Below are 22,961 nucleotides of genomic sequence, written 5' to 3' on the forward strand. Positions count from 1 at the left end.
GACAACTCAAGTCCCGGTCGGGAACGGAGACTTGCCTCACAAGGTGGAGTAGACCAATTCTGCTGTCAAGGGGGCGTTACGCGGCCAGTGGTGCGGACCCGACCCCGGCCGGCCCGGCGATCGCCGCGGTCAGCGCGGCGATCCGGGCCGAGGCCAGGCCGTCGCCGTACGGGCTCGGGGTGGCCGCCAGCCGGGCGAGCCGCTCGGGGGTGTCGGAGAGCCAGGCGCGGGCCAGGGCGCCCAGCTCCTCGCCGGGCGGCACCAGCGCGGCGAAGCCGGCCGCCACCGCCTCCGGGCGCTCGGTGGAGCGGCGCACCACCAGCAGCGGGCGGCCGAGCACGGTGCACTCCTCCTGCACGCCGCCGGAGTCGGACACCAGCAGGGCCGCGTGGCCCGCCAGGCCCAGGAAGTCGCCGTAGCCGACCGGGCCGGTGACGGCCAGCCGCTCCAGCAGGCCGTCCAGGCCGAAGCGCTCGACGGCGGCCCGGGTGCGCGGGTGCATCGGGAACAGCACCGGGGTGCCGGCCCGGGCGATCCGGTCCAGCTCGGCGAGCACCGCGCCGAGCGCCTCGGCGGTGTCGGTGTTCTCCGGGCGGTGCACGGTGGCCAGCACGTACCCGTCCGGGCGCAGCCCGTGCGCGGCGAGCAGGGTGGCGCGGGCGGCCCCGTCCGGCAGTTGACGGCGGACCACCTCGACGACGGTGTTGCCGGTGAGCTCGATGCGCTCCTCGGCCAGCGACTCGGCGCGCAGGTTGGCGACGTTCTCCCCGGTGGCGGCGCAGAGCAGGTCGGAGACGTGGTCGACCATCACCCGGTTGTGCTCCTCGGGCATCGCCCGGTCGAAGCTGCGCAGCCCGGCCTCGACGTGGACCAGCGGGATCCCCCGGGCGTTGGCGGCCAGCGCCCCGGCCAGGGTCGCGTTGGTGTCGCCCTGGACGACCACGGCCAGCGGGCGGTCCTCGGCGAAGGCGGTGTCCAGCTGGCCCAGCGACCGGGCGATCTGGCCGGCCCGGGGGCGGCCGCCGACACCGGTGAGCAGCTCGGGCTCGGGCAGGTCGAGGTCGCGCAGGAAGCGGCCGGACATCGCCTCGTCCCAGTGCTGGCCGGTGTGCACCAGCCGGGTGGCGTCGCCGAGCTCGTGGATCAGCGGGGCGAGCTTGACCAGCTCGGGGCGGGTGCCGAGGACGACGGCGACGCTGGACGGGGGCAGGCACGTGCTCATGCGGGACTCCGGTGGCGTGGGGGCGGGGCGGCGCGAGGGGAGGGGAGGCGGGTCAGGACTCGAGCGCGGTGGGGGCGCCGACGGCGACCTTCTCGGCGTTGCGGCGGGTCTTGGCCCAGCCGTTGCGGCCGAGCAGCATCCGGACCGCGGCCCGGGTGGCGACCACGAACAGGTGATAGGCGTAGAGCCAGACCAGGACGCCCCAGAGCAGGGCGGTGAGCCGGCTCCGGTCGGGGTGGACGGCCCTGCGGTAGGCGAAGCCCCAGAACACCATCGGCAGGGCGGCGAGCACGAAGGCGAGCAGCATCCACGGGCCGAACCTGAGCTGGAACTCGGCGGTCTCCTCCGGGAAGAGCACCACCCCGGCGCCGGTGATCCCGAGCGAGAGCGGGAGGAGCAGCACCAGCAGGACGCAGACCACCGGCTGGAGGAAGGTGTACAGCACCTCGGCCTTGCCGGACGGGGTGTAGTGCGGGGAGCGCAGCACCCGGCCGGTGTAGCGCAGGCACTGCATGTTGCCCTGGGCCCAGCGGGTGCGCTGGGTGAGGAAGCGGCGCAGCGAGATCAGGCCCTCCTGGGAGACCTGGGCCTCGGTGACGTGGGTGAGCCGCCAGCCGGCCAGCCGCAGGTCGAGGCCGGACTCGTAGTCCTCCAGCAGGGCGCGCTCCGGCCAGGGGCGGCCGGCCCGGCCCTCCTCGGCGGTCAGCGAGTCGAGGGCGGTGAGCCGGACGAACTGGCCGTTGCCGCCGAGGCCGACGCTGCCGGTGCGGCGGCGCAGCAGCTGCATGCCGGTGTTGGTGGCCTGGAACTCGATGTCCTGCATCCGCACCAGTGCGCGGGCCAGGGCGTTGGCGGTCCGGCCGCGGCCGGGCAGCGGGAGTTCGTCGTCGGCGTTGCGCATCCGGACGCCGATCTGGACGGCGCCGGTGTCGGGGCGGCCGAGGGCCTTGGCGCTGCACACCCGGGCGAGGGTGTCCGGGCCGAGCTGTCCGTCGGCGTCGACCACGCCGATCACCACCCGGGAGCGGTCGGTGCCCTCGGGCAGCGAGGTGGAGATCTCCCGGTAGGCGGCGTTGAGGGCGGCGCCCTTGCCGATCCGGGCGTGCGGGCGGCGGCGCTGGACGAGGTGGACCCGCGGGTCGCGGGCCGCGGCGGCGAGCACCAGCTCGCGGGTGGCGTCCTCGCTGTCGTCGTCGATCACCCACAGGTGGGCCTCGGGCGCGCCGGCCCGCAGGCCGTCCAGGGTCTGGGTGACCACGGCCTCCTCGTCGCGACAGGGGATCACCAGGTGCCACTGGAAGGCGGCGGGGTCGCCGGGCTCGGCGGGGCGGCCGTGCCGGAAGGCGTGCCGGGAGCCCGCCCAGTACACGAGGAAGCGGCCGAAGACCAGGAGCATGTAGCCGACGAGGGCCAGGGAGATCAGTCCGGCGATCCGGACGACGGAGTCCTGGCGAAGCACGATCCATGCGTGCAGGGCGTCGGGCATGGCGAACTGCTCCTAGTGATCAAAGGCTGTTGGCTCCCATTGGTTGCGAATCGATGCTTCATTGCGGTTCAAATCGCCAAATCGATAGTAAAGGGAGAAAAATGGGCGATCACGGCAAAGGATGGGCAAAGTGGTGGTTCTCACCCCGTGAGGAGGACCCGTCGGCGCTCCGTAGACTGTGGTCGTGAGCGACAAGGCCGACCCGAACCCGTACACCATCCGCCCCGCCGACGGCGGCACCGGCGACGCCCTGCGCGACGTCGAGGTGGAGCTCTCCGAACGCTGGCCGGAGAACAAGCTGGAGCCCTCGCTCGACCGGATCGAGGCGCTGATGGACATCCTGGGCCAGCCCCAGCGGTCCTTCCCCTCCATCCACATCACCGGCACCAACGGCAAGACCTCCACCGCCCGGATGGTCGAGCAGCTGCTCAACGCCTTCGAGCTGCGCACCGGCCGCTACACCAGCCCGCACGTGGAGTCCGTCACCGAGCGGATCAGCCTGGACGGCGCCCCGATCAGCCCCGAGCGCTTCGTCGAGGTCTACCGCGACATCGAGCCCTACGTGCGGATGGTCGACGCGGCGCAGCCGGTGCCGATGTCCTTCTTCGAGGTGCTGACCGGCATGGCCTACGCGGCCTTCGCCGACGCCCCGGTGGACGTCGCCGTGGTCGAGGTCGGCATGGGCGGCTCCTGGGACGCCACCAACGTCATCGACGCCGCCGTCGCGGTGATCACCCCGATCGGGCTGGACCACACCGACAAGCTCGGCGGGACCACCGGCGAGATCGCGGTCGAGAAGTCCGGGATCATCAAGTCCGGTGCCGTCGCCGTCGTCGCCCAGCAGCAGCTGGACGCCGCCCAGACCATCCTGCGCCGCGCCGTCGAGGTGGACGCCACGGTCGCCCGCGAGGGCATGGAGTTCGGCGTGATCCGCCGCGAACTCGCCGTCGGCGGACAGTTGGTGACGCTGCGCGGACTCGGCGGCGAGGAGTACGAGGACGTCTTCATCCCGCTGCACGGCGAGTACCAGGCGCACAACGCGGCCCTCGCCCTGGCCGCGGTCGAGGCCTTCTTCGGCGTCGGCGGCGCGCGCGGCGGGCAGCTGGACGTGGACAAGATCCGCCAGGCCTTCTCCGGCGTCTCCTCGCCGGGCCGCCTGGAGGTCGTCCGCCGCAGCCCCACGATCGTCCTGGACGCCGCCCACAACCCGCACGGCGCCCGCGCCACCGTGGCCGCGCTCACCGAGTCCTTCGGCTTCACCCGGCTCGTCGGCGTGATCGGCACCTCCGGGGACAAGGACGTGGCCGGCGTGCTGGAGGCCTTCGAGCCGATCCTGGCCGAGGTCGTCATCACCCAGAACTCCACCCACCGCGCGATGGACGTCGACGCGCTCGCGGCGCTGGCCGTGGAGGTCTTCGGCCCGGACCGCGTCCAGGTCGAGCCCCGGCTCGACGACGCCATCGCCGCCGCCGTCACCCTCGCCGAGGAGGAGGGCGACCTCGGCGGCTCCGGGGTGCTGGTCACCGGTTCGGTCATCACGGTGGGCGAGGCCCGCCTGCTGCTCGGGAGGAAGTGACATGAGGACGCTCTGCTCCTCGACCTTGATCGGCGAAGCGTTGCTGATCCTCTTCGCGGCGCTGGTCGCGGTGCGGCTCACCGACGTCTCCGGTGCGGAGGTGTGGACGGTCAGCGGCATCGCGATGGCGCTGTGCGTCCTGCTCTGCGGCATGATCGACCGCCCCGGCGCGGTGCAGATCGGCTGGGCGCTGCAGATCGGGCTGATCGCCAGCGGCTTCATCCTGCCGACCATGTTCGGTCTCGGCGTGGTCTTCGCCGGCCTGTGGTGGTGCTCGGTGCACTACGGCCGCAAGGTCGACGCGTTCAAGGCCGCCCGGGCCGCCGCGGAGGCCGCCGCAGTACAGGTCTGAGGCCCGGACCGGCGGACCGACACGCCGTGTACGCAAGGTAATCTCTGCCCTGTCGGCGCCTCTTGTCGACCCGACTGTCCGCCGAACCGAATCCCCAGGAGACGCACCGTGTCCCAGCGCACTCTCGTCCTGCTCAAGCCCGACGCCGTCCGCCGCGGCCTGGCCGGCGAGATCATCAGCCGCATCGAGCGCAAGGCCGGCTGGCGGTTCGCCGCCGTCGAGCTGCGCACCTTCGAGCGGGCGACGCTGGAGCAGCACTACGCGGAGCACGTGGGCCGCCCGTTCTACGAGCCGCTGCTGGAGTTCATGACCTCCGGCCCGTCGATCGCGCTGATCGTCGAGGGCGAGGAGGTCGTCAAGGGCATCCGCATGCTGGCCGGCGCCACCAACCCGCTGGAGGCCGGCGCCGGCACCATCCGCGGCGACTACGCGACGATCACCCGCGAGAACCTGATCCACGCCTCCGACTCCCCGGAGTCCGCCGAGCGCGAGATCAAGATCTTCTTCCCCGCGCACGCCTGACCCGGACCGGGCGACACGCCCGGCGGGACCAGGGGTGACACACCCCGGGGAAGCGGGTGACGCACCCGCAGGACCTTCGTCCGCCCCGGTCGGGACCATTGGCCCGGCCGGGGCATTCTTATCGTGAAATAGGGAACTGGAGGCGCCGACACGGCGTCCCAATCCTCGGAGATGCGATCACGCCCCGGACAATGGACGGTATGCCCCACGTCTACGTCCGTGCCGCGCGGCGTGACTACGATGGACGCGACTCAAGGGCCCGGTAAGGCAGCTCAGCTGGTCTCCGCCCAAGCGTGGGCGCGCATTCGTCCACCCCCCCATGAACTCCGAGCCCGGGAAGGCACCCACACCCCATGGCGAGCAACCTGTCGTTCATCGGCCGCGACTTGGCGATCGACCTCGGAACAGCCAATACGCTGGTGTACGTCAGGGGCAAGGGCATCGTCCTGAACGAGCCGTCCGTCGTCGCGGTGAACACCAACACCGGTGGGATCCTCGCGGTCGGCGCCGAGGCCAAGAAGATGATCGGCCGCACCCCGGGCAACATCGTCGCCATCCGCCCGCTCAAGGACGGCGTGATCGCCGACTTCGAGATCACCGAGCGGATGCTGCGGTACTTCATCCTCAAGATCCACCGCCGTCGCTACCTCGCCCGCCCCCGCGTCGTGGTCTGCGTGCCCTCCGGCATCACCGGCGTCGAGCGCCGCGCCGTCATCGAGGCCTCCTCGCAGGCCGGCGCCCGCCAGGTGCACATCATCGAGGAGCCGATGGCCGCCGCGATCGGCGCCGGCCTGCCCGTCCACGAGGCCACCGGCAACATGGTCGTCGACATCGGCGGCGGCACCACCGAGGTCGCCGTGATCTCGCTCGGCGGCATCGTCACCGCCCAGTCCATCCGGGTGGCCGGCGACGAGCTGGACAACGCGATCGTCCAGCACATCAAGAAGGAGTACTCGCTGCTCCTGGGCGAGCGCAGCGCCGAGCAGATCAAGATGAGCATCGGCAGCGCCTTCGGCCTGGAGGGCGAGAAGGACGAGCACGCCGAGATCCGCGGCCGCGACCTGGTCAGCGGTCTGCCCAAGACCGTGGTGATCTCCGCCGCCGAGGTCCGCGAGGCCATCGACGAGCCGGTCAACGCGATCATCGACGCGGTCAAGACCACCCTCGACCAGTGCCCGCCCGAGCTGGCCGGCGACGTCATGGACCGGGGCATCGTGCTCACCGGCGGCGGCGCCCTGCTGCGCGGCCTGGACGAGCGGCTGCGCCGCGAGACCGGCATGCCGATCCACATCGCGGAGAACCCGCTCGACTCCGTCGCGCTCGGCTCCGGCAAGTGCGTCGAGGAGTTCGAGGCCCTCCAGCAGGTACTCGACGCCTCGCCGCGTCGTTGACACGTCGCCGCACCACCGGTACCACGCGCCACATCCGACACTCGACTGAACGGGCCGCCGCCCGGGCCCCACAGCCCCGGGCGGCGGCCAGGTACGAAGGGGCAGTACCAGCACCGTGAGGGACACACGAGAGAGCCGGCTGCTGCTCATCCTGCTGGTGGCCGTCGCCTTCGCGCTGATCACCGTGGACATCAAGGGCGGTGAGGACTCCCCGCTCGGCCCGGCCCGGCACGCCGCCGCCAGTGTCCTCGGACCGGTCGAGCGCGGAGCCGCCACCGTCGTGGACCCGGTCGCCGACACCGTCCGCGCCTTCCGGGACGCGGCCACCGACAGCGGCCGCACCGACCAGCTCGCCCGCGAGAACACCGAACTGCGGCAGAAGCTCGCCTCCTCCGACATGGCCACCGGGCGCACCAAGCAGCTGGACGACCTGCTGCGCACCGCCGGCGCCGGCGGCTACACCGTCAAGGCGGCCCAGGTCATCGCGATCGGCCCGGCCCAGGGCTTCTCCTGGACCATCACCATCGACGCCGGCAGCGACGACGGCCTCACCCGCGACATGACGGTGATCAACGGTCAGGGCCTGGTCGGCCGGATCACCACCGTCGCCCCGACCACCGCCACCGTGCTGCTCGCCTCCGACCCCGGCTTCTCGGCCGGCACCCGGCTGGAGGGCACCGGCGAGATCGGCTTCGCCTCCGGCGGCGGCGACAGCCCGATGAAGGTCTCGCTGCTCAACGGCAAGGCCCAGGTCAAGGCCGGCGACCGGCTGGTCACCTTCGGCTCGCAGAGCGGCCGCCCGTTCGTGCCCGGCGTCCCGGTCGGCAAGGTCGTCGAGGTCCAGGCCAACGCCGGCCAGCTGACCAAGACCGTCATGGTCGAGCCCTTCGTCCAGTTCACCCGGCTGGACCTGGTCGGCGTGGTGGTCGTGCCGCCGCGCGCCGACCCGCGCGACGCCGTCCTGCCGCCGGCGCCCGCCGCGGGCCAGCCGGCCGCCGCGCCGGGCCAGGTCCCGGCCTCCGTGCCCGGACAGGTGCCGGCCTCCGCGCCCGCCGCCCCGCCCGCCAAGCCCACTGGGGGGAACTGAGCCATGCGCCTCGCCCGCATCCCCGTCTCCGCCGGCCTCGTCCTGTTCGGCCTGATCCTCCAGGTCAGCGTCTTCGGCCGGCTCCAGCTCCCGGGAGCCACCCCGGACATACTGCTGCTCGTCGTGGTCGGCCTGGCCATGGTCTACGGGCCCACCGGCGGCTGCCTGGTCGGCTTCGCGGGCGGCCTGCTGGCCGACCTCGCACCGCCGTCCGACCACGCGATCGGCCGCTACGCGCTGGTGCTCTGCCTGATGGGCTACGCCGCCGGACTGCTGCGCCCGGACCACGGCCGCCAGCGCTCCGTGGCCGGCTCGCTGCTGGTGGTCGGTGCCGCGGCGGTCGCCTCCACCCTGCTCTACGCGATGGTCGGCGCCCTGGTCGGCGACACCGCGGCCCGGCACGTAGGCCTCGGCGGACTGGTGATCAGCGCCCTGCTCTACGACCTGCTGCTGGCGCCCTTCGTGGTGCCGCTGGTGATGTACCTCGGCCGCCGCTTCGGGCGCGACCCGGTGGCCGCGGCGGACGACGACGAGGGCAGCTCCGGCCTCGGCACCCTGGCCCGCTACCGCACCACCCGCGAGGCCTCGACGGGCCCGTCGTACAAGAAGCGGCGCGTGCCCGGCTTCGTCCGCCGCCCGTAACCGGCCCGGCCCCGACCACCCGACCTCCCCGCATCCTGGAGCGCACGAGACGTGAGCAACATCCCCGAGACCGGACGCACCCGACGGGTGACGATCCGTCTGGTGGTGCTGCAGATCCTGGTGCTGTCGCTGCTCGCCACCCTCGGCGGGCGGCTGTGGTACCTGCAGATCCGCAACGCCAAGGAATACACCGCGAAGGCGACCGGCAACCACATCCGCGAGGTGGTCGAGCCGGCCGTCCGCGGCGAGATCCTGGACGCCTCCGGGCGGGTGCTGGCCGGCAACGAGACCCGGCTGGTGGTCTCGGTCAGCCGCACCTCGCTGCTCCAGCAGAAGGACGGCGGCAAGGCGGTGCTGTCCCGGCTGGCCGAGGTGCTGGGGATGCCCGCCAAGGACGTGCAGGAGAAGGTCCGGCTCTGCGACGCCAAGACCCCGCAGCCGTGCTGGAACGGTTCGCCGTACCAGCCGATCCCGGTCACCAAGGAGGCGACCACCCAGCAGGCGATGCAGATAATGGAGCGCCGCGAGGACTTCCCCGGGGTCACCGCGCAGCCCACCGCCGTGCGCCGCTACACCGGCGCCGAGGGCGCCAACATGGCCCAGGTGCTCGGCTACCTCTCGCCGGTCACCGACGAGGAGGTCAGCAAGACCGCCGGTAGGAGCGGCCTGGACCGCTACCTGCCGGCCGACCAGATCGGGCGGGCCGGCCTGGAGTCGGTGTACGACCGCGACCTGCGCGGCACCGCGGGCATCACCAAGCTGGAGGTGGACAACCTCGGCCGGGTGATCGGCAACGCCGGCACCGTCGCCCCGCAGACCGGCGACAACCTGGTCACCAGCATCGACGCCCGGGTGCAGAAGGTCGTCGAGGACAACCTGGCGCAGGCCATGAACGACGCCCGGAACACCTTCGACAAGGTCACCAACCGCAACTACGAGGCCGACTCCGGCGCCGCCGTGGTGATGGACGTGCACACCGGGCGGATCGTCGCGATGGCGAGCGCCCCGACCTACGACCCGAACCTCTGGGTGGGCGGCATCAGCGGCAAGGACTACCAGTCGCTGACCAGCAAGGACTCCAACTTCCCGCTGCTGAACCGGGCCATACAGGGTCAGTCCGCCCCCGGTTCGACCTTCAAGGTCATCTCCACCACCGCCGCCGTGCAGGCCGGCTACTCGCTGGACGGCCACTACGACTGCCCGAAGAGCATGACCATCGGCGGCCGCGAGTTCAAGAACTTCGAGAGCGAGAACTTCGGCCAGATCTCCCTGGAGAAGGCGCTGGAGGTCTCCTGCGACACCGTCTTCTACGGCCTGGCGTACGACCAGTGGCTGAAGGACGGCGGCATCAAGCCCAAGAAGGAGCCGGGCGACTGGTTCTTCAAGACCGCCCACGAGTTCGGCCTCGGCGCCAAGACCGGCATCGACCTGCCGTCCGAGGTCACCGGCCGGGTGCCGGACCGGCAGTGGAAGCAGTCCTTCTACGACAACAACAAGGACGCCTGGTGCGCGCAGGGGCAGAAGGGCGGCAACAGCTACTCCGACCAGATCGCCCGGGAGAACTGCGTCGACGGCTACCAGATGCGCGCCGGTGACGCCGTCAACTTCGCGATCGGCCAGGGCGACACCCTCGTCACCCCGGTCCAGATGGCCCGGATCTACTCGGCGCTGGCCAACGGCGGCACCTTCTACCGGCCGACCATCGCCAAGGCGGTGATAAGCCCGGGCGGGGACCTCGTCCGCGAGATCGCCCCGCACGAGGACGCCAGGTTCCCCGGCGACGAGAAGCTGCTCAGCTACATCAACCAGGCCACCGAGAGCGTCATCAAGAGCGGCACCGCCGCCTGGAAGTTCAACGGCTGGCCGCAGGACAAGATCACGCTGCACGCCAAGACCGGCACCGCCGAGGTCGAGGGCAAGCAGACCACCTCCTGGCTGACCACGTACAGCAAGGACTACGCCGTCGTCATGACGATAAGCCAGGGCGGCACCGGCTCCGGCGGTTCCGGCGACGCCATCCGCCGGATCTACCAGGCGCTGTACGGCGTGGACGACAAGGGCGGCATCGACACCGGCAAGGCACTGCTGCCCGCGCCGCAGGCCGAGCTGCCGAAGTTCAACCCGGACGGCACCGCGATCATCAAGCCGGTCTCGTACGGCGTCGACGCGGCGCCGGGAGCCCAGGCGCCGGCCGCCGCACCGGCCCCGGCGCTGCTCGACGCGGCCGCCGCGCAGCCGGCCCCCGCGACGGCCTTCCTCGACCGGACGCCGCCCGCCGACCGTCCGGCGTCGTACACCGCGGCCGACGCCGCGCTCGAACCCACGCGCGGACCGGGAAGGGGACGGGCATGACCTCCTACGGCTCGTACCGGCAGCTGCGGCTGGCACCGCAGCGCAGCGGGGTCTCCAAGGCCCTGGCCAAGGACTCCCCGCTCTGGCGGCTGGACTGGATACTGCTGCTGGCCGCGCTGGCCCTCTCGGCCGGCAGTTCGCTGCTGGTCTGGTCGGCCACCCGCGGGCGCGACTCGCTGACCCACGGGGACCCGCAGTACTTCCTGTACCGGCACCTGACCAACTTCGTGGTCGGGCTGGTGCTGTGCTCCGTGGTGATAGCGATAGGGAGCCGGCGCTTCCGCACGATCGTGCCGTTCCTGTACGTCGGCGTGCTCCTGATGCTGCTGGCGACGCTCAGCCCGCTGGGCTCGACCATCAACGGCGCGCACTCGTGGATCCAGCTCGGCGGCGGCTTCTCGATCCAGCCGGCCGAGTTCGCGAAGCTCGCGATCGTGCTGGCGATGGCGGTCGTGCTGTCGGACCAGGTGGACGCGGGGGAGCGGGAGTTCCCCTCGCACCGGGCGGTGTTCCGGGGACTGCTCTGGGCCGGGCTGCCGATGGGCATAGTGCTGCTGATGCCGGACGCCGGCTCGGTGATGGTGATGGCCGCGATCGTGCTGGGCATCCTGCTCGGCTCGGGCGCGGCGAACCGCTGGGTGCTCGGCCTGCTGGTGGCGGGCACCGCCGGGTGCGTGGCGATCTGGAAGTTCGGACTGCTGAGCCAGTACCAGATCGACCGCTTCGCCGCCTTCGCGAACCCGCAGCTGGACCCGAACGGCGTCGGCTACAACACCGCGCAGGCCCGGATCGCGATCGGCTCGGGCGGGCTGACCGGCAAGGGGCTGTTCCACGGCACCCAGACCGTCGGGCAGTTCGTGCCGGAGCAGCAGACCGACTTCGTGTTCACCGTGGCCGGCGAGGAGCTGGGCTTCGTCGGGGCGCTGGCGATCATCGCGCTGGTCGGCGTGATCCTCTGGCGGGCCTGCCGGATCGCCCGGCAGGCGACCGACCTGTACGGGACGATCGTGGCGGCCGGGGTCATCGCCTGGCTGTCCTTCCAGGCCTTCGAGAACATAGGGATGTGCCTGGGCATCATGCCGGTCGCGGGCATCCCGCTGCCGTTCGTCTCGTACGGCGGCTCCTCGATGTTCGCGAACTGGATGGCCATCGGGCTGCTCCAGGCGGTGCGCAGCCAGCGGCCGATAGCGGCCTGAGCGCGCGTCGCGGCGGGGCCGGCCGGGGAGTTCCCGGGCCGGCCCCGCCGTCGTGTCCGGGGTGCTCCCGCGGCCGGGGCGCCGCGGTCAGACGGCCGGGAAGCCGATCCGGGCGAGCACGCCCCAGCGCTCGGAGCGCCGGGTGAGCACGTAGACCGAGTCGAAGGAGCCGGTGCGCTCCCCGGCCGCGTCGTAGCGGGCGAAGCGGACCAGGGCGTGCACCTGGTCGGGGGAGGACTGGCTCAGCTCGACGCTCTCCCAGCCGCTGCGGGCCCAGCCGGAGGCGACCAGCAGGGCCAGCTCGGGGGCGGACCGCTCGACGTAGCCGGCCTCGTCCTCCCAGACCGTCACCTCGCCCTCGTGCACCCGGACGTGCGGGTAGTGCAGGGTCCGTGCCCAGGCCGTCAGGTCGCGGCTGTTGAGGGCGTCGAGGAAGGCGTCGAGGGCGGCGCGGGCGGCGGCCTCGTGAGCGGGGGTGTCGTGGGCGGCGGTCTCGTGGGCGCGGGTGTCGGCGGGCACGGCGGACTCCAGGGCGGGCTGCGGACGGCAGGGACGCGGCAAGCCTGGTCCACCGGCGCGCCCGGTGGGGCGGGGCGGGGCCGATTCAGGTCCAAAGGCCGGGGCACAGACCGGTCGTACGGCCGAAGAGCCGCCCCGGGAGTGTCGGGGAGAATCAGTGGGCGCCGACCGGCTCACGGGTCGCGGCGTCCAGGACGGCGTCCAGCAGACCGGGGAAGCGCAGGTCGAGGTCGTCCCGGCGCAGCGACATCAGCCGGCGGGTGCCCTCGACCCGGGTGGTGGTGACGCCGGCCTCGCGCAGCACCTTGAGGTGGTGCGAGAGGGTCGACTTGGACAGGGGGACGTCCAGGTCGCTGCAACATTGCTCGTCGACCTCGGACAGGCCCGTCACGATGGAGAGTCGGGCCGGGTCGCTGAGGGCGTGGAAGATGCCGGCGAGCTGGATGGAGTCGGTGGCCGGGTGGCTCGGGGTCCGCATGGCGGCTCCTTGGTCGTCCTGGTCTTGCGATGGATTGTTCGAACTTTGGCGTACTATCCAATCTTAGGCAATGGGGCCGGCCCGCACCGCCGTTCCCGCGGAAGGACACCCGATGAGTGAACGCCGCGAGCGAACCGCCGGGAGGTGCCCGTGGGCCGCTACGGTCTGACGCTCCCGTTGCGCGGCGTCCCGTTGCACCGCCACCGCGCACTGGTCGAGGAACTGCCCGATCTGGGCTACACCGACGTGTGGACCGGGGAGGCGGCGGGCTACGACGGCTTCACCCCGCTGGCGCTCGCCGCGGCCTGGGCGCCCGCGCTGCGGCTGGGCACGGGGGTGGTGCCGGTGCAGACCCGAGGGCCGGCGCTGCTCGCCATGACGGTCGCCTCGCTGGCCGAGGCCGCTCCCGGCCGGGTGGTGGTGGGCGTCGGCTCCTCCGGCCCGCCGTTCGTCACCCGGATCAACGGCATCCCGTTCCAGCATCCGTACCGTCAGGTCCGCGACACCGTGCGGTTCCTGAAGCACGCGCTGGCGGGCCGGACGGTGCGGGGCGCGTTCGACTCCTTCACCATCGAGGGGTACACCCCGGCGCTGCGGCCCGACCCGGTGCCGCCGGTGATGATGGGCGCGCTCGGCCCGCAGATGCTGCGGCTGGCCGGCCGGGAGGCGGACGGGCTGGTGACCAACTTCCTGGCGGCCGCGGACGTACCGCGGGTGCGGGAGGCGATGGGCGAGGAGGGCCGCACCAAGGAGGTGGTGGCCCGGCTGTTCGTCTGCCCGACCAAGGACCGCGACCACGCCCGGTGGCAGGGGCGGCAGTTGCTCGGGCCGATCCTCAACGCCCGGACGTACGGCGGCTTCCACGACTGGCTGGGGCGCGGCGAGGAGCTGGCCGCCTCGCACGCCGCGTGGGCGGCGGGCGACTTCCACGGCGCGTGCGAGGCGGTGCCCGAGCACCTGATCGACGCGCTGCTGATCCACGGCTCCCCGGGGGAGTGCCGGGAGCGGATCGCGCAGTTCGCGGCGGCGGGGGTGGACACGCCGCTGCTGGCGGTGCTGCCGGTGCCGGAGTTCGGCCCCGGGCCGGAGGGGATGCGCGACACGCTGCGGGCCCTGGCCCCGCAGACGTGACGCCGCGCAGCCCCTACCCGGCCGCCCGGTGTCCCGACCGGGCGTAGACCATGGCCTGGGCCCGGCTGCGCACGCGCAGCTTGCCGAGCACGTTGGAGACGTGGAACTTGACGGTCTTCTCGCTGAGGTGGAGCTCGGCGGCCATCTCGGCGTTGGACAGCCCGCCCGCGATCAGGGTGAGCACCTCCTGTTCGCGCGGGGTGAGCAGATGGAGCAGCGGTGGGGTGTGCAGCGGAGGTCCGGGCAGCCGGCGGGCCATCTCGGTGACCACCTCGGCGGTGATCGGCGGGGAGATCAGCGCGTTCCCGGCGGCGACCGCCCGGACCGCGTGCACCATGTCGGACTCGGGCCCGTCGCGCAGGACCAGGCCGCGGGCGCCGGCTCTGAGGTAGTCGAGCATCCGTTCCGGGTCGCCGGGGCGGACCAGCAGGATGACGCCGGGCTGCCCAGCGCCCTGGGCTGTGGTGCCCCGGTCGGAGGTGAGCTTCTTGACCTCGCAGGCCTCCATGCCGGGCATGTCGGCGTCGATGACGACCACGTCCGGGCGTTTGGCGGCGCAGGCCTGGGCGATCCTGGCGGTGGTGGAGAGCTCGGTCAGGGGCTGCAGCCCGGGTGAGCGCTGCAGGATGGTGCGCAGCCCGGTGCGCAGCAGCGGTGAGGCGGCGCAGATGAGCACGCGGACGGTGGGGCCGGTGGGATCGGCGGGGTCGGCGGGGCGGTAGAGGGACAGGCTCATGTTCGTTCTCCTTGCCGTCGAGATTCCGGGACTCCGGGCAGCCGGAATCGGCGGGGTGCGTGGGGGCACCACCGCGGGGGCGGAATCGTGATGATGAGAGGAGATTTCTTTTCCGGCGTCGAGTCGGTGCGCGGTCGGTGCGCGGACGCGGGAGGAGAGTTCAGGGGCGACAGCGGCAGCGGTGCGTCGCACAGTCGGAAGTCGCTTCGGCAGCAAGGCCGTTGACTCGACATTCCCGGAACATGGAAGCCATCCTAAAGATCTGCCTGATCGGTGGTCAAGAACTTCCTGGTGGGCGCGGTGCCACCGGGGGGACTACCAGGCGTCCCAGTGGGCGATCTGCTCGGTGCCGACCCGGGGGCCGGGGCGGAAGTCGGTGCCGATGGTGTGGGCCAGCGGGATCAGCGCGGCCTGCAGGACGGTCTCGTAGGGGATGCCGAGGATCTCGGCCGCCTCGCGCTCGTAGTGCAGGTGCGGGGTGGTCCAGGCGGTGCCGAGGCCGCGGGAGCGGGCGGCGAGCATGAACTGCCAGGTGGCCGGGATGATCGAGCCCCAGGTGTTGGCCTGGCCGACGAAGGAGTCGACCTCGTGCCGGCCCTCGATCCGGACGCAGGGGATCACCAGGACCGGGACCTCGTGCAGGTGGTCGAAGAGGTGCTGGGCGCTCTCGGCGAGCCGGAGCCGGCGCAGCTGGTCGCCGACGGTGCGGTCCACGCCGGTGCCGACCACCTGCTGGCGGGGGCGGACCAGGCCGAGCCGGTAGAGGTCGGCGATCGCGGAGCGCTTGGCGGGATCGGTGACGATCATGAAATCCCAGCGCTGGCGGTTGCGGCCGGTGGGGGCCTGGGTGGCCAGGGCCAGGCACTCCTCGATCAGTTCGCGTTCGACCGGGCGGGTGAGGTCGAGCCGCTTGCGCACCGCCCGGGTGGTGGTGAGGAGTTCGTCGATGGAAAGCGCGAGGGGCGGCATGGGCGGGGCTCCAGCTCCGGTCGGGTCGGAAGGGGGGTGCGGATCCTTCCGGATCCTATTGATGGTTCGAAACTTGCGCAACATTCGAAGTCCAGTGGGTGGAACCGGACGGGATCTCAAGTTCCGCTCTTGTGTGCCGAGTTGATTCTTTCTATGCTTCCACTATCTTCGAACATTCGAAACATGACGAGAGTGCTCGACCGCGAGAGGACGCCATGTCGCAGATCAAAGTCGAAGTCGAACCGGCCGAGGTCGGGCTGGACCCCGAGCGGCTGCGCCGGATCGACTCCTACCTCCGGGCCTACGTGGACGACGGCCGGCTGCCCGGCTGGCAGCTCGCCGTGACCCGCGGCGGGAAGGTCGCCCACCTCGCCGGATACGGGCACCGCGACGTCGAGAAGGGCCTGCCGCAGACCCCGGACACCATCTACCGGTCCTGGTCGATGACCAAGCCGGTCACCTCGGTGGCCGCGCTGGTGCTGCTGGAGGAGGGCGCGATCGGCCTCCAGGACCCGGTCTCCCGCTACCTGCCGGAGTTCGCCGACGTCCGGGTCTACCAGCGCGGGCCGGCCTCCCGGCCGGTCACCGTCCCCGCCGCCGAGCCGATCCGGATCGTGCACCTGCTCACCCACACCTCCGGCCTGACCTACGGCTTCCACCGGGCGCACCCGGTGGACGAGATCTACACCGCCAACGGCTTCGAGTGGACCACCGCGCCCGGCCTCGACCTCGCCCAGTGCGTCACCAAGTGGGCCTCCTTCCCGCTGCTCTTCGAGCCCGGCACCGCCTGGAACTACGGCGCCTCCAGCGACGTGCTCGGGCGGGTGATCGAGGTCGCCTCCGGCAGGCGGCTGGACGAGTTCCTGGCCGAGCGGGTGCTCGGCCCGCTCGGCATGGCGGACACCGGCTTCCACGTCCCGGCCGACAAGGCCGACCGGCTGGCCGGCTTCTACGTCGTCGACCCGGCGAGCGGGAAGGCCGTCCGCAACGACGCCTTCGGCGGTGACGTGCTGCGCGAGCCGCACTGCCTCTCCGGCAGCTCCGGACTGGTCACCACGCTCGCCGACTACCACCGGTTCAGCCAGATGCTGCTCGGCGAGGGCGAGTACCAGGGCGTACGGGTGCTCGGCCGGCACACCCTGCGGCACGCGCTGCGCAACCACCTGCCCGGCGGCGGGGACCTGAAGAGCGTCGGGCGGCCGGTGTTCTCCGAGATGCCCACCGCCGGGGTCGGCTTCGGGCTCGGCTTCGCGGTGGTGCAGGACCCGGCCGCCGCCGGGGTGCCGGCCAGCGCCGGGGAGTACGGCTGGCACAGCGCCGCGTCCACCATCTTCTGGGTGGACCCGGCGGAGCGGCTGACGGTGCTCTTCCTGACCCAGCTGATGCCCTCCAGTGCGCACCAACTGCACGGACGCCTGCGGCAGTTGGTCAACCAGGCGCTGGTCGGATAACGGGTCCGCCCGCCCCGCTCCGGGGCTCACCCGCCCGGCTGGACGGCGAGGAGCTTGCGGGTCAGCCGGATCAGCGTGTCCCGCTCCTCCGCGGTGAGCGCGGCGAACACCCGGTCCATCATCGGGGCGATGCCCGCCTCCGCCTCGGCCAGGGCCCGCGAACCGACCTCGGTCATGGTGACGGCGTAGGCGCGGCGGTCGCGCGGGTGACGCTCGCGGACGACCAGTCCGGAGCTCTCCAGGCCGTCGATGCAGCCGACCATCACGCTGCGGTCGATCCGCAGCTGCTCGCTCAACTCCTGCTGGGAGCAGGCCCCGACCGCGTCCAGCATCTTCAGCACCAGGTGCTGGGCCACCGTCAGCCGGGCGCCGGTCAGCTCCTCGTCGATGGCCCGGGCGACCACGGTGGTGGCCCGGCAGAGCGCGATGTCCGGGCGCTCCCGGGTGAGCGTCGCGAAGTACTGCCGGCGCTCGCCCCCGTCGTCCGTCCGGCTGGGCGAGGCGAGGCGGGGCGTCCGCGGGGCGGTGGCCATCGGAACTCCTTCTGCGGGCGGGGTCATCAGCATAACGCGTTCAGGAGATTGTTTTTCCGTAGACGTTCTCAAGGAAGGGGAATCCCATGTGCTCACCGGAAACGGTGGCCGGCGCCACCGGCCACACCGCCACCGGGCCCGTCGCCGCCGCGCCCGCCGAGGTCTCGGCACCGCTCCGGGCCAGAGCCCCGATCAGCCTGCCGCGCGGGGCCGTCCGGGACCTCACCCACGTGGTCGGCCCGGACTGGCCGGTGTTCGAGCTGTACGTCAAGCCGATGGAGATCAAGCGGCTCGCCAACCTCGCCGAGCACGAGTACAACGCCTTCGAGCTCACCTACAACGAGCACATCGGCACCCACCTCGACGCGCCCTCGCACTTCGACGACGACGGCCTGGCCACCCACCAGATCCCGGCCGACACCCTGGTCGCACCGCTGGCCGTGGTCCGGATCGGCGAGCGCGCCGCCCGCGACCACGTCACCGAACTGACCGTCGACGACCTGCTGGCGTGGGAGAGCCGCAACGGCCGCATCCCCGACGGCGCGCTGCTCGCCGTCGACAACGACTGGGCGCACCGGATCGACACCCCCGGCGCCTTCCTCAACCTCGACCCCGCGGAAGGGCTCTACCGCTTCCCCGGGATCTCGGTGGAGGCCGCGCACTTCCTGGTCACCGAGCGCTCGGTGGTGGGCGTCGGCACCGACTCGATCAGCCTCGACCCCGGCACCCGCCCGGCCGACCCGGACACCCATCGGGTGCTGCTGCCGGCCGGCAAGTACGCCATCGAGTGCCTCGCCGGGCTCGACACCGTGCCCGACCTCGGCGCGGTCGCCGTGGTCGGCGCGCCCAAGCACCTCGGCGGGACCGGCGGCCCGGTCCGCGTCCTCGCCTTCGTCTGACCCCCGTCCGCACGTCCGTCCGCACGTCCGTCCGCACGCTCGACCGCGATCACAGGAGAAGCCCATGACCGTACAGACCGACTCGGAGTCCGTCTTCGCCGGGGCCACCGGCGAACGCTGGGAGTGGAAGGAGGAGCGCTACCGCGACGGAGTCTTCAGCCACGCCGTGGACACCGAACTGCACCGGCTGCGGCTGCTGGAGTCCGTCCTGGACGAGCACACCCGCAGCCGCTTCCGGGGGCTCGGCCTGCGGGCCGGGCACCGGGTGCTGGAGGTCGGCGGGGGCGGCGGCTCGGTCGCCCGCTGGCTGGCCGAGCAGGGCGCCGAGGTCACCGTGACCGACCTCGACACCACCTTCCTGGACGAACTCGCCGCCGACGGCGTGCGGGTGCTGCGCCACGACGTCTACACCGACGACTTCCCACCCGCCTCCTTCGACTTCATCCACGCCCGGTACGTGGTGATCCACCTGCCCGACCCGGAGAAGGCGGTGGAGCGGCTGGTCCAGTGGCTGGCCCCGGGCGGGACGCTGGTGCTGGAGGAGCCGGCCTTCTTCCCGATCAAGGACTCGCCGCACCCCGGCTACCGGACCGTGCTGCGGGCCTTCCGCCGCCACCTGGAGACCGCGGTGGGCACCGACACCGAATGGGCGCGCAGCCTGCCGGTGCCGCTGGAGGGCAAGGGGCTGAGCGGCCTCGGCCACGACGCGCGCTTCCAGCTGATCGCCGGCGGGGACGACGAGGCCGAGTGGTGGCGGCTCACCCTGGAGCAGACCCGGCCGGCCGTGGTGGCCGCCGGGCTCGCCACCGAGGAGGACTTCGAGGCGGCGTACCGGGAGCTCGCCGACCCGCGGTTCCGGGACCTCTCCCTCGCGGTCTTCACCGCCTGGGGGAAGCGGGCCTGACGCACCCGCGCACACCGACGGGCCGGTCACCCCTGCGGGGGCGGCCGGCCCGTCGGCGTTCAGTCGGGCGTTCAGTCCGGGCGTTCAGTCCGGGCGTTCAGTCGGGGCGTTCAGTCGGGCGTGCCCGGGGCGAACGCGGCGCCGCCCGTACCCCGCTGGAGCGGGGGTACGGGCGGCGCGTTCCGTGCGGTCGGAGGGTCAGAGCACCACGCGGACGCCGTACGTCCGCAGCCAGGCGTCCAGCAGCAGCGCGCGCGGCAGCCAGGGCGGCGGGGTGAAGGTGCCGGTGTGCCAGCCGCCGCCGTCCACCTGGGCGCGCAGCGCGTCGGCGTTCAGCAGCGGAAGGGCCGGCGAGTCGCGGTCGGCGAGCAGGGCGCGGACGGCCTCGCGGACCGCCTCCAGGTACTCCGGACTCTGCCCGAACGGGAAACCGCTCTTCTGCCGCCGCACCACCTCGGCGGGCAGCAGATCGGCGACCGCCTCCCGCAGCAGGCCCTTCTCCTGGCCGCCGACCCGCTTGAGCGCCCACGGGGTGTTCCACACGTACTCGACCAGCCGGTGGTCGGTGAACGGCAGCCGGACCAGCAGGCCCGCCGCGAAGCTCATCCGGTCCTTGCGGTCCAGGAGGAAGGGCAGGAAGCGGGTGAGCTGGAGGTGGAAGGCCTCGCGCAGCCGGCGGTCCGCGCCCGACTCGCCCGCCAGCCGCGGGACCTCGGCGAGCGCCTCGCCGTAGCGGGCGGCCACCTCGGCATCCACGTCCAGGTGTCGGCGCAGCTCGGCGGAGAGCATCCCGCTGCGGTCGGTGATCCCGGCCGACCACGGGAAGTTGGCGGTCGGCCGGTCGGCCTCGGCGGTGAACCAGGGGAAGCCGCCGAAGACGTCGTCCGCGCCCTCGCCGGAGAGCACCACCTCGGCGTGGCCGCGCACCTCGCGGAAGAGCAGGTGCAGCGAGACGTCGAGGTCGCCGACGCCGGGCAGGTCGCGGGCGCGCAGGGTGGCGCCCAGGTGGTCGAGCAGCGAGGGGGCGTCCAGCAGGATCTCGGTGTGCCTGGTGCCCACGTGGTCGACCACCGCCCGGACGTACGGGGCGTCCCGGCTGACGTGCAGGGCGTCCGCCTTGAAGTCGGTCTCGCTGCCAGCGAAGTCGACCGAGTAGGTGGCGATCTTGTCGCCGCCGGCCGCGGCCAGGCCGACGATGGCGCTGGAGTCCAGGCCGCCGGAGAGCAGGGCGCCGGGTTTGACCCCGGTGTCGGCGGACTGCCGGCGCACCGTGTCGGCGAGCAGGGCGCGCACCCGCCGGACGGTGGTCGGCTCGTCGTCGGTGTGCTCGGCGGCCTCCGGGGCCCAGTAGCGCCGGTGGCGCACGCCGTTCGGACCGGCGACCAGCAGCCACCCGGGACGGACCTCGTGCAGGCCGCGGTAGACGGCGTCGCCGGGACGCTTGAGCGCCACGGTGAGGACGTCCACCAGGCCGTTCGCGTCCACCTCGGCGGGCAGCCCGGCGGCCAGCAGGGCCTTCGGTTCGGAGCCGAACGCCAGCGAACCGTCCGGGAGTTCGGCCCAGTAGAGCGGCTCGACGCCGAGCCGGTCGCGGATCAGCACCAGCTCCTCGGTGCGGGCGTCCCAGATCGCCGCCGCGTAACCGCCGACCAGTCGGTCGGCGGCCTCGGCGCCCCACTCCAGGTAGGCGCGCAGGACGAGTTCGGCGTCCGAGCCGTTGCGGATGCGGTGGCCGCGGGCGGTCAGCGCGGTGTGCAGCGGGCCGGGGTTGAGCAGTTCGCCGGAGAAGGCGATGACGGCCGGAGCCGGGTCCAGCTCGGGCGGGAACCAGGGCTGGGGCACGTCGTTGCGTGGCCCGGTGTGGAACTGGCGGTGGCCGAGGCCGGCGTGCCGGGCCAGCCAGGTGCCGCCGCGGCGCGGGCCGCGGTGGGTCAGGGTGTCGGTGAACTCCTGGACGAGTTGGGCCTGTTCGCGCACATCCCCGCTGCGCGACACCAGCCCCGCGATTCCGCTCATGCCCCGACCCCCGTGGCCTCGGCGACCTGGGCCAGCGACTCGCGCACCAGTGAGGTGAGCGGCGCGGGCAGCCGGCCCCAGTTGGCCTCCTCGTTGAGGTCCAGGACCCGGGAGAGCTTCCAGCCCAGGTACTGGCCGAGCGAGGCCAGCGGGGGCAGCTTCTCCACCGGGTGGACGGTCACCGTGTACTCCTCGAACAGCGGGGCGAGGCGCTGCTCCAGCACCTTCGACCAGGAGCCGTCCGGGGTGCCGTCGGTGGTGACCAGGCAGACGAGGGCCCTGCCGCGCAGCACCAGCATGTAGTTGAACACCGAGGCGCCGGGCAGGGCCTCGGCCCACAGCGCCTCCTCCAGGTCGTCCTGGCGGATGTTGTTCTCGGCGAGCAGCAGGACGTCCTGGGCCCGGCCGAGGGTGCGCAGGACGGGCAGCCGGATGCCGCAGTCGCAGGGGTCGGTCTCGATCCGGACCAGGTCGCCGGTGCGGTAGCGCAGCAGCGGGCGGGAGGGGATGTCCAGGGTGGTGACGATCAGCTCGCCCTGCACCGGGTCGGTGTCCGGGCCGAGCACGGTGGTGCGGTCGCCGTCGTCGATCTCCAGCAGGTAGCTCTGCAACTGCAGGTGCAGCCGGCGGTGTTCGCAGGTGACGGCGAGGGTGCCGGTCTCCGAGGAGCCGTACGAGCCGACGTAGGCGGTGCCGCCGGTGAGGCGCTCGAGGTGGCGCACGAAGCTGGGGCCGGTCTGTTCGGCCATCAGCAGCAGCCGGTCGAAGCGGGGCAGCGGCAGGCCGTTCCGTTGGGAGAACTGGGCCAGCTCCAGCAGCCGGGACGGCGGTCCGACGTAGACGTTGGCGTTCAGTTCGGAGATCAGTCGCAGCACCCGGGTGTAGTCGCCGGTGATGTTGTCCACCCAGGGGCGGAAGGACATCACCCCGAGGTACTCCAGCACCTTCTCGAACTGGTAGGCGGCGGGTGCGAAGGGGGCGTTGATGAGGATCAGGGCGACATCGGCGGGCCGCAGCAGCCGGCCCCACATCTCGCCGATGTTGAGGGTGTTGACCAGCAGGTCGTCCACCGCCTTGGGGGCGGGGGCCGGGTCGCCGGTGGTGCCGGAGGACTCGTAGTAGTGCAGGAACTCCGACAGCGGGCGGGTGAACGCGCCGGCGCCGTGGCCGCCGAGTTCCTTCTTGCCGAGGAAGGGCAGCGCGGCGAAGGCGTCCAGGGCCTCGGCGGGGGTCAGCGGGGTGTCCGAGCGCAGCCGCTCGGCGAGTTCCCCGGTGAGGGTGCCGGCGTACATCGGGGAGCGCACGGCGGCGGCCAGCGTGGTGGCCAGCTCGGCGCCGTAGCGTTCGGCCGGGTCCTGGCCCTGCCAGGTGCGGTGGATCAGGGCGGTGTGGGAGTCCAGGCGCTCGGCGGCGTCCTGGCGTTGGGCGGGGTCGCGCAGTAGCAGCATCTTCGATAGCTCCTCGGGCTGTGGGAGTCACGGTCGGGGACGTGCCGGTGC

21 protein-coding genes are annotated in these 22,961 nt (G+C 72.5%); 12 read left to right on the forward strand and 9 right to left on the reverse strand.

Features of this window, described 5'->3' with window-relative positions:
• Window positions 1–76 precede the first annotated feature (76 nt).
• Both wecB and ACGFSC_RS19790 read right to left on the reverse strand, forming a co-directional pair.
• A complete protein-coding gene (gene wecB, locus ACGFSC_RS19785; protein ID WP_359908162.1) occupies window positions 77–1,222 on the reverse strand; it encodes a non-hydrolyzing UDP-N-acetylglucosamine 2-epimerase in 1,146 nt (381 codons plus the stop codon).
• A gap of 52 nt (window positions 1,223–1,274) precedes the next feature.
• A complete protein-coding gene (locus ACGFSC_RS19790) occupies window positions 1,275–2,708 on the reverse strand; it encodes a glycosyltransferase family 2 protein (protein ID WP_359908159.1) in 1,434 nt (477 codons plus the stop codon).
• Window positions 2,709–2,892: 184 nt separating this feature from the next.
• Between ACGFSC_RS19790 and ACGFSC_RS19795 the strand changes: the two genes are divergently transcribed.
• The 8 genes from ACGFSC_RS19795 (at window position 2,893) to rodA (ending at window position 11,826) form a co-directional block, all read left to right on the forward strand.
• Window positions 2,893–4,284 (forward strand): bifunctional folylpolyglutamate synthase/dihydrofolate synthase, encoded by a 1,392-nt coding sequence (locus tag ACGFSC_RS19795; protein ID WP_380634308.1) that lies wholly within the window; start codon window positions 2,893–2,895, stop codon window positions 4,282–4,284.
• Between the two features lies 1 nt (window position 4,285).
• The gene (locus tag ACGFSC_RS19800; RefSeq protein WP_359908156.1) at window positions 4,286–4,636 is read left to right on the forward strand and encodes a DUF4233 domain-containing protein; all 351 of its coding nucleotides are present in this window, start codon (window positions 4,286–4,288) and stop codon (window positions 4,634–4,636) included.
• Window positions 4,637–4,744: 108 nt separating this feature from the next.
• Window positions 4,745–5,158 carry a nucleoside-diphosphate kinase gene (ndk, locus tag ACGFSC_RS19805; RefSeq protein ID WP_359908153.1) on the forward strand — a complete coding sequence of 138 codons (414 nt, stop codon included), beginning with the start codon at window positions 4,745–4,747 and terminating at the stop codon, window positions 5,156–5,158.
• Window positions 5,159–5,523: 365 nt separating this feature from the next.
• Window positions 5,524–6,549 carry a rod shape-determining protein gene (locus tag ACGFSC_RS19810; RefSeq protein ID WP_049648984.1) on the forward strand — a complete coding sequence of 342 codons (1,026 nt, stop codon included), beginning with the start codon at window positions 5,524–5,526 and terminating at the stop codon, window positions 6,547–6,549.
• 115 nt (window positions 6,550–6,664) lie between these two features.
• Window positions 6,665–7,636 carry a rod shape-determining protein MreC gene (gene mreC, locus ACGFSC_RS19815; RefSeq protein ID WP_359908150.1) on the forward strand — a complete coding sequence of 324 codons (972 nt, stop codon included), beginning with the start codon at window positions 6,665–6,667 and terminating at the stop codon, window positions 7,634–7,636.
• A gap of 3 nt (window positions 7,637–7,639) precedes the next feature.
• The gene (gene mreD, locus ACGFSC_RS19820) at window positions 7,640–8,278 is read left to right on the forward strand and encodes a rod shape-determining protein MreD (protein ID WP_359908147.1); all 639 of its coding nucleotides are present in this window, start codon (window positions 7,640–7,642) and stop codon (window positions 8,276–8,278) included.
• Window positions 8,279–8,329: 51 nt separating this feature from the next.
• Window positions 8,330–10,630: a penicillin-binding protein 2 gene (gene mrdA / locus ACGFSC_RS19825; protein ID WP_359908144.1), complete on the forward strand. Its 2,301-nt coding sequence runs from the start codon at window positions 8,330–8,332 to the stop codon at window positions 10,628–10,630.
• Entirely contained in the window at window positions 10,627–11,826 is a 1,200-nt protein-coding gene (gene rodA / locus ACGFSC_RS19830) for a rod shape-determining protein RodA (protein ID WP_359908141.1), read from the forward strand. Before mrdA ends, rodA begins: the two co-directional genes overlap by 4 nt.
• An 87-nt stretch (window positions 11,827–11,913) precedes the next feature.
• On the opposite strand, the gene ACGFSC_RS19835 is transcribed toward rodA, so the two are convergent.
• On the reverse strand, window positions 11,914–12,345 hold the full coding sequence (locus tag ACGFSC_RS19835; RefSeq protein WP_359908139.1) for a hypothetical protein: 432 nt from the start codon (window positions 12,343–12,345) through the stop codon (window positions 11,914–11,916).
• A 154-nt stretch (window positions 12,346–12,499) separates the two neighbouring features.
• Entirely contained in the window at window positions 12,500–12,823 is a 324-nt protein-coding gene (locus tag ACGFSC_RS19840) for a metalloregulator ArsR/SmtB family transcription factor (protein WP_359908136.1), read from the reverse strand.
• Window positions 12,824–12,973: 150 nt separating this feature from the next.
• Between ACGFSC_RS19840 and ACGFSC_RS19845 the strand changes: the two genes are divergently transcribed.
• Complete coding sequence (locus ACGFSC_RS19845; RefSeq protein WP_359908134.1) at window positions 12,974–13,954, forward strand: LLM class F420-dependent oxidoreductase; 981 nt, start codon at window positions 12,974–12,976, stop codon at window positions 13,952–13,954.
• Between the two features lie 13 nt (window positions 13,955–13,967).
• On the opposite strand, the gene ACGFSC_RS19850 is transcribed toward ACGFSC_RS19845, so the two are convergent.
• Window positions 13,968–14,690 carry a response regulator transcription factor gene (locus ACGFSC_RS19850; RefSeq protein WP_359908131.1) on the reverse strand — a complete coding sequence of 241 codons (723 nt, stop codon included), beginning with the start codon at window positions 14,688–14,690 and terminating at the stop codon, window positions 13,968–13,970.
• A gap of 315 nt (window positions 14,691–15,005) precedes the next feature.
• A complete protein-coding gene (locus ACGFSC_RS19855) occupies window positions 15,006–15,659 on the reverse strand; it encodes a nitroreductase family protein (protein ID WP_359908129.1) in 654 nt (217 codons plus the stop codon).
• Between the two features lie 215 nt (window positions 15,660–15,874).
• On the opposite strand from ACGFSC_RS19855, the gene ACGFSC_RS19860 reads away from it, so the two are divergent.
• Window positions 15,875–17,110 carry a serine hydrolase domain-containing protein gene (locus ACGFSC_RS19860; RefSeq protein ID WP_359908126.1) on the forward strand — a complete coding sequence of 412 codons (1,236 nt, stop codon included), beginning with the start codon at window positions 15,875–15,877 and terminating at the stop codon, window positions 17,108–17,110.
• 26 nt (window positions 17,111–17,136) lie between these two features.
• Here ACGFSC_RS19860 and ACGFSC_RS19865 read toward each other — a convergent pair whose 3' ends face one another.
• Entirely contained in the window at window positions 17,137–17,643 is a 507-nt protein-coding gene (locus ACGFSC_RS19865) for a MarR family transcriptional regulator (RefSeq protein ID WP_359908123.1), read from the reverse strand.
• Window positions 17,644–17,729: 86 nt separating this feature from the next.
• Between ACGFSC_RS19865 and ACGFSC_RS19870 the strand changes: the two genes are divergently transcribed.
• Together ACGFSC_RS19870 and ACGFSC_RS19875 are read left to right on the forward strand one after the other, a co-directional pair.
• Window positions 17,730–18,542: a cyclase family protein gene (locus ACGFSC_RS19870; protein WP_359908120.1), complete on the forward strand. Its 813-nt coding sequence runs from the start codon at window positions 17,730–17,732 to the stop codon at window positions 18,540–18,542.
• 64 nt (window positions 18,543–18,606) lie between these two features.
• Window positions 18,607–19,446 (forward strand): methyltransferase domain-containing protein, encoded by an 840-nt coding sequence (locus ACGFSC_RS19875; RefSeq protein ID WP_359908119.1) that lies wholly within the window; start codon window positions 18,607–18,609, stop codon window positions 19,444–19,446.
• Window positions 19,447–19,644: 198 nt separating this feature from the next.
• On the opposite strand, the gene asnB is transcribed toward ACGFSC_RS19875, so the two are convergent.
• Window positions 19,645–21,462 (reverse strand): asparagine synthase (glutamine-hydrolyzing), encoded by a 1,818-nt coding sequence (gene asnB / locus ACGFSC_RS19880; protein ID WP_359908116.1) that lies wholly within the window; start codon window positions 21,460–21,462, stop codon window positions 19,645–19,647.
• Window positions 21,459–22,910: a hypothetical protein gene (locus ACGFSC_RS19885; RefSeq protein WP_359908114.1), complete on the reverse strand. Its 1,452-nt coding sequence runs from the start codon at window positions 22,908–22,910 to the stop codon at window positions 21,459–21,461. The genes asnB and ACGFSC_RS19885 overlap by 4 nt, the downstream gene beginning before the upstream one ends.
• Between the last annotated feature and the right edge of the window lie 51 nt (window positions 22,911–22,961).

Source organism: Kitasatospora sp. NPDC048715, assembly GCF_043198905.1.
In the GTDB taxonomy this organism is placed as follows: domain Bacteria; phylum Actinomycetota; class Actinomycetes; order Streptomycetales; family Streptomycetaceae; genus Kitasatospora; species Kitasatospora lactacystinica.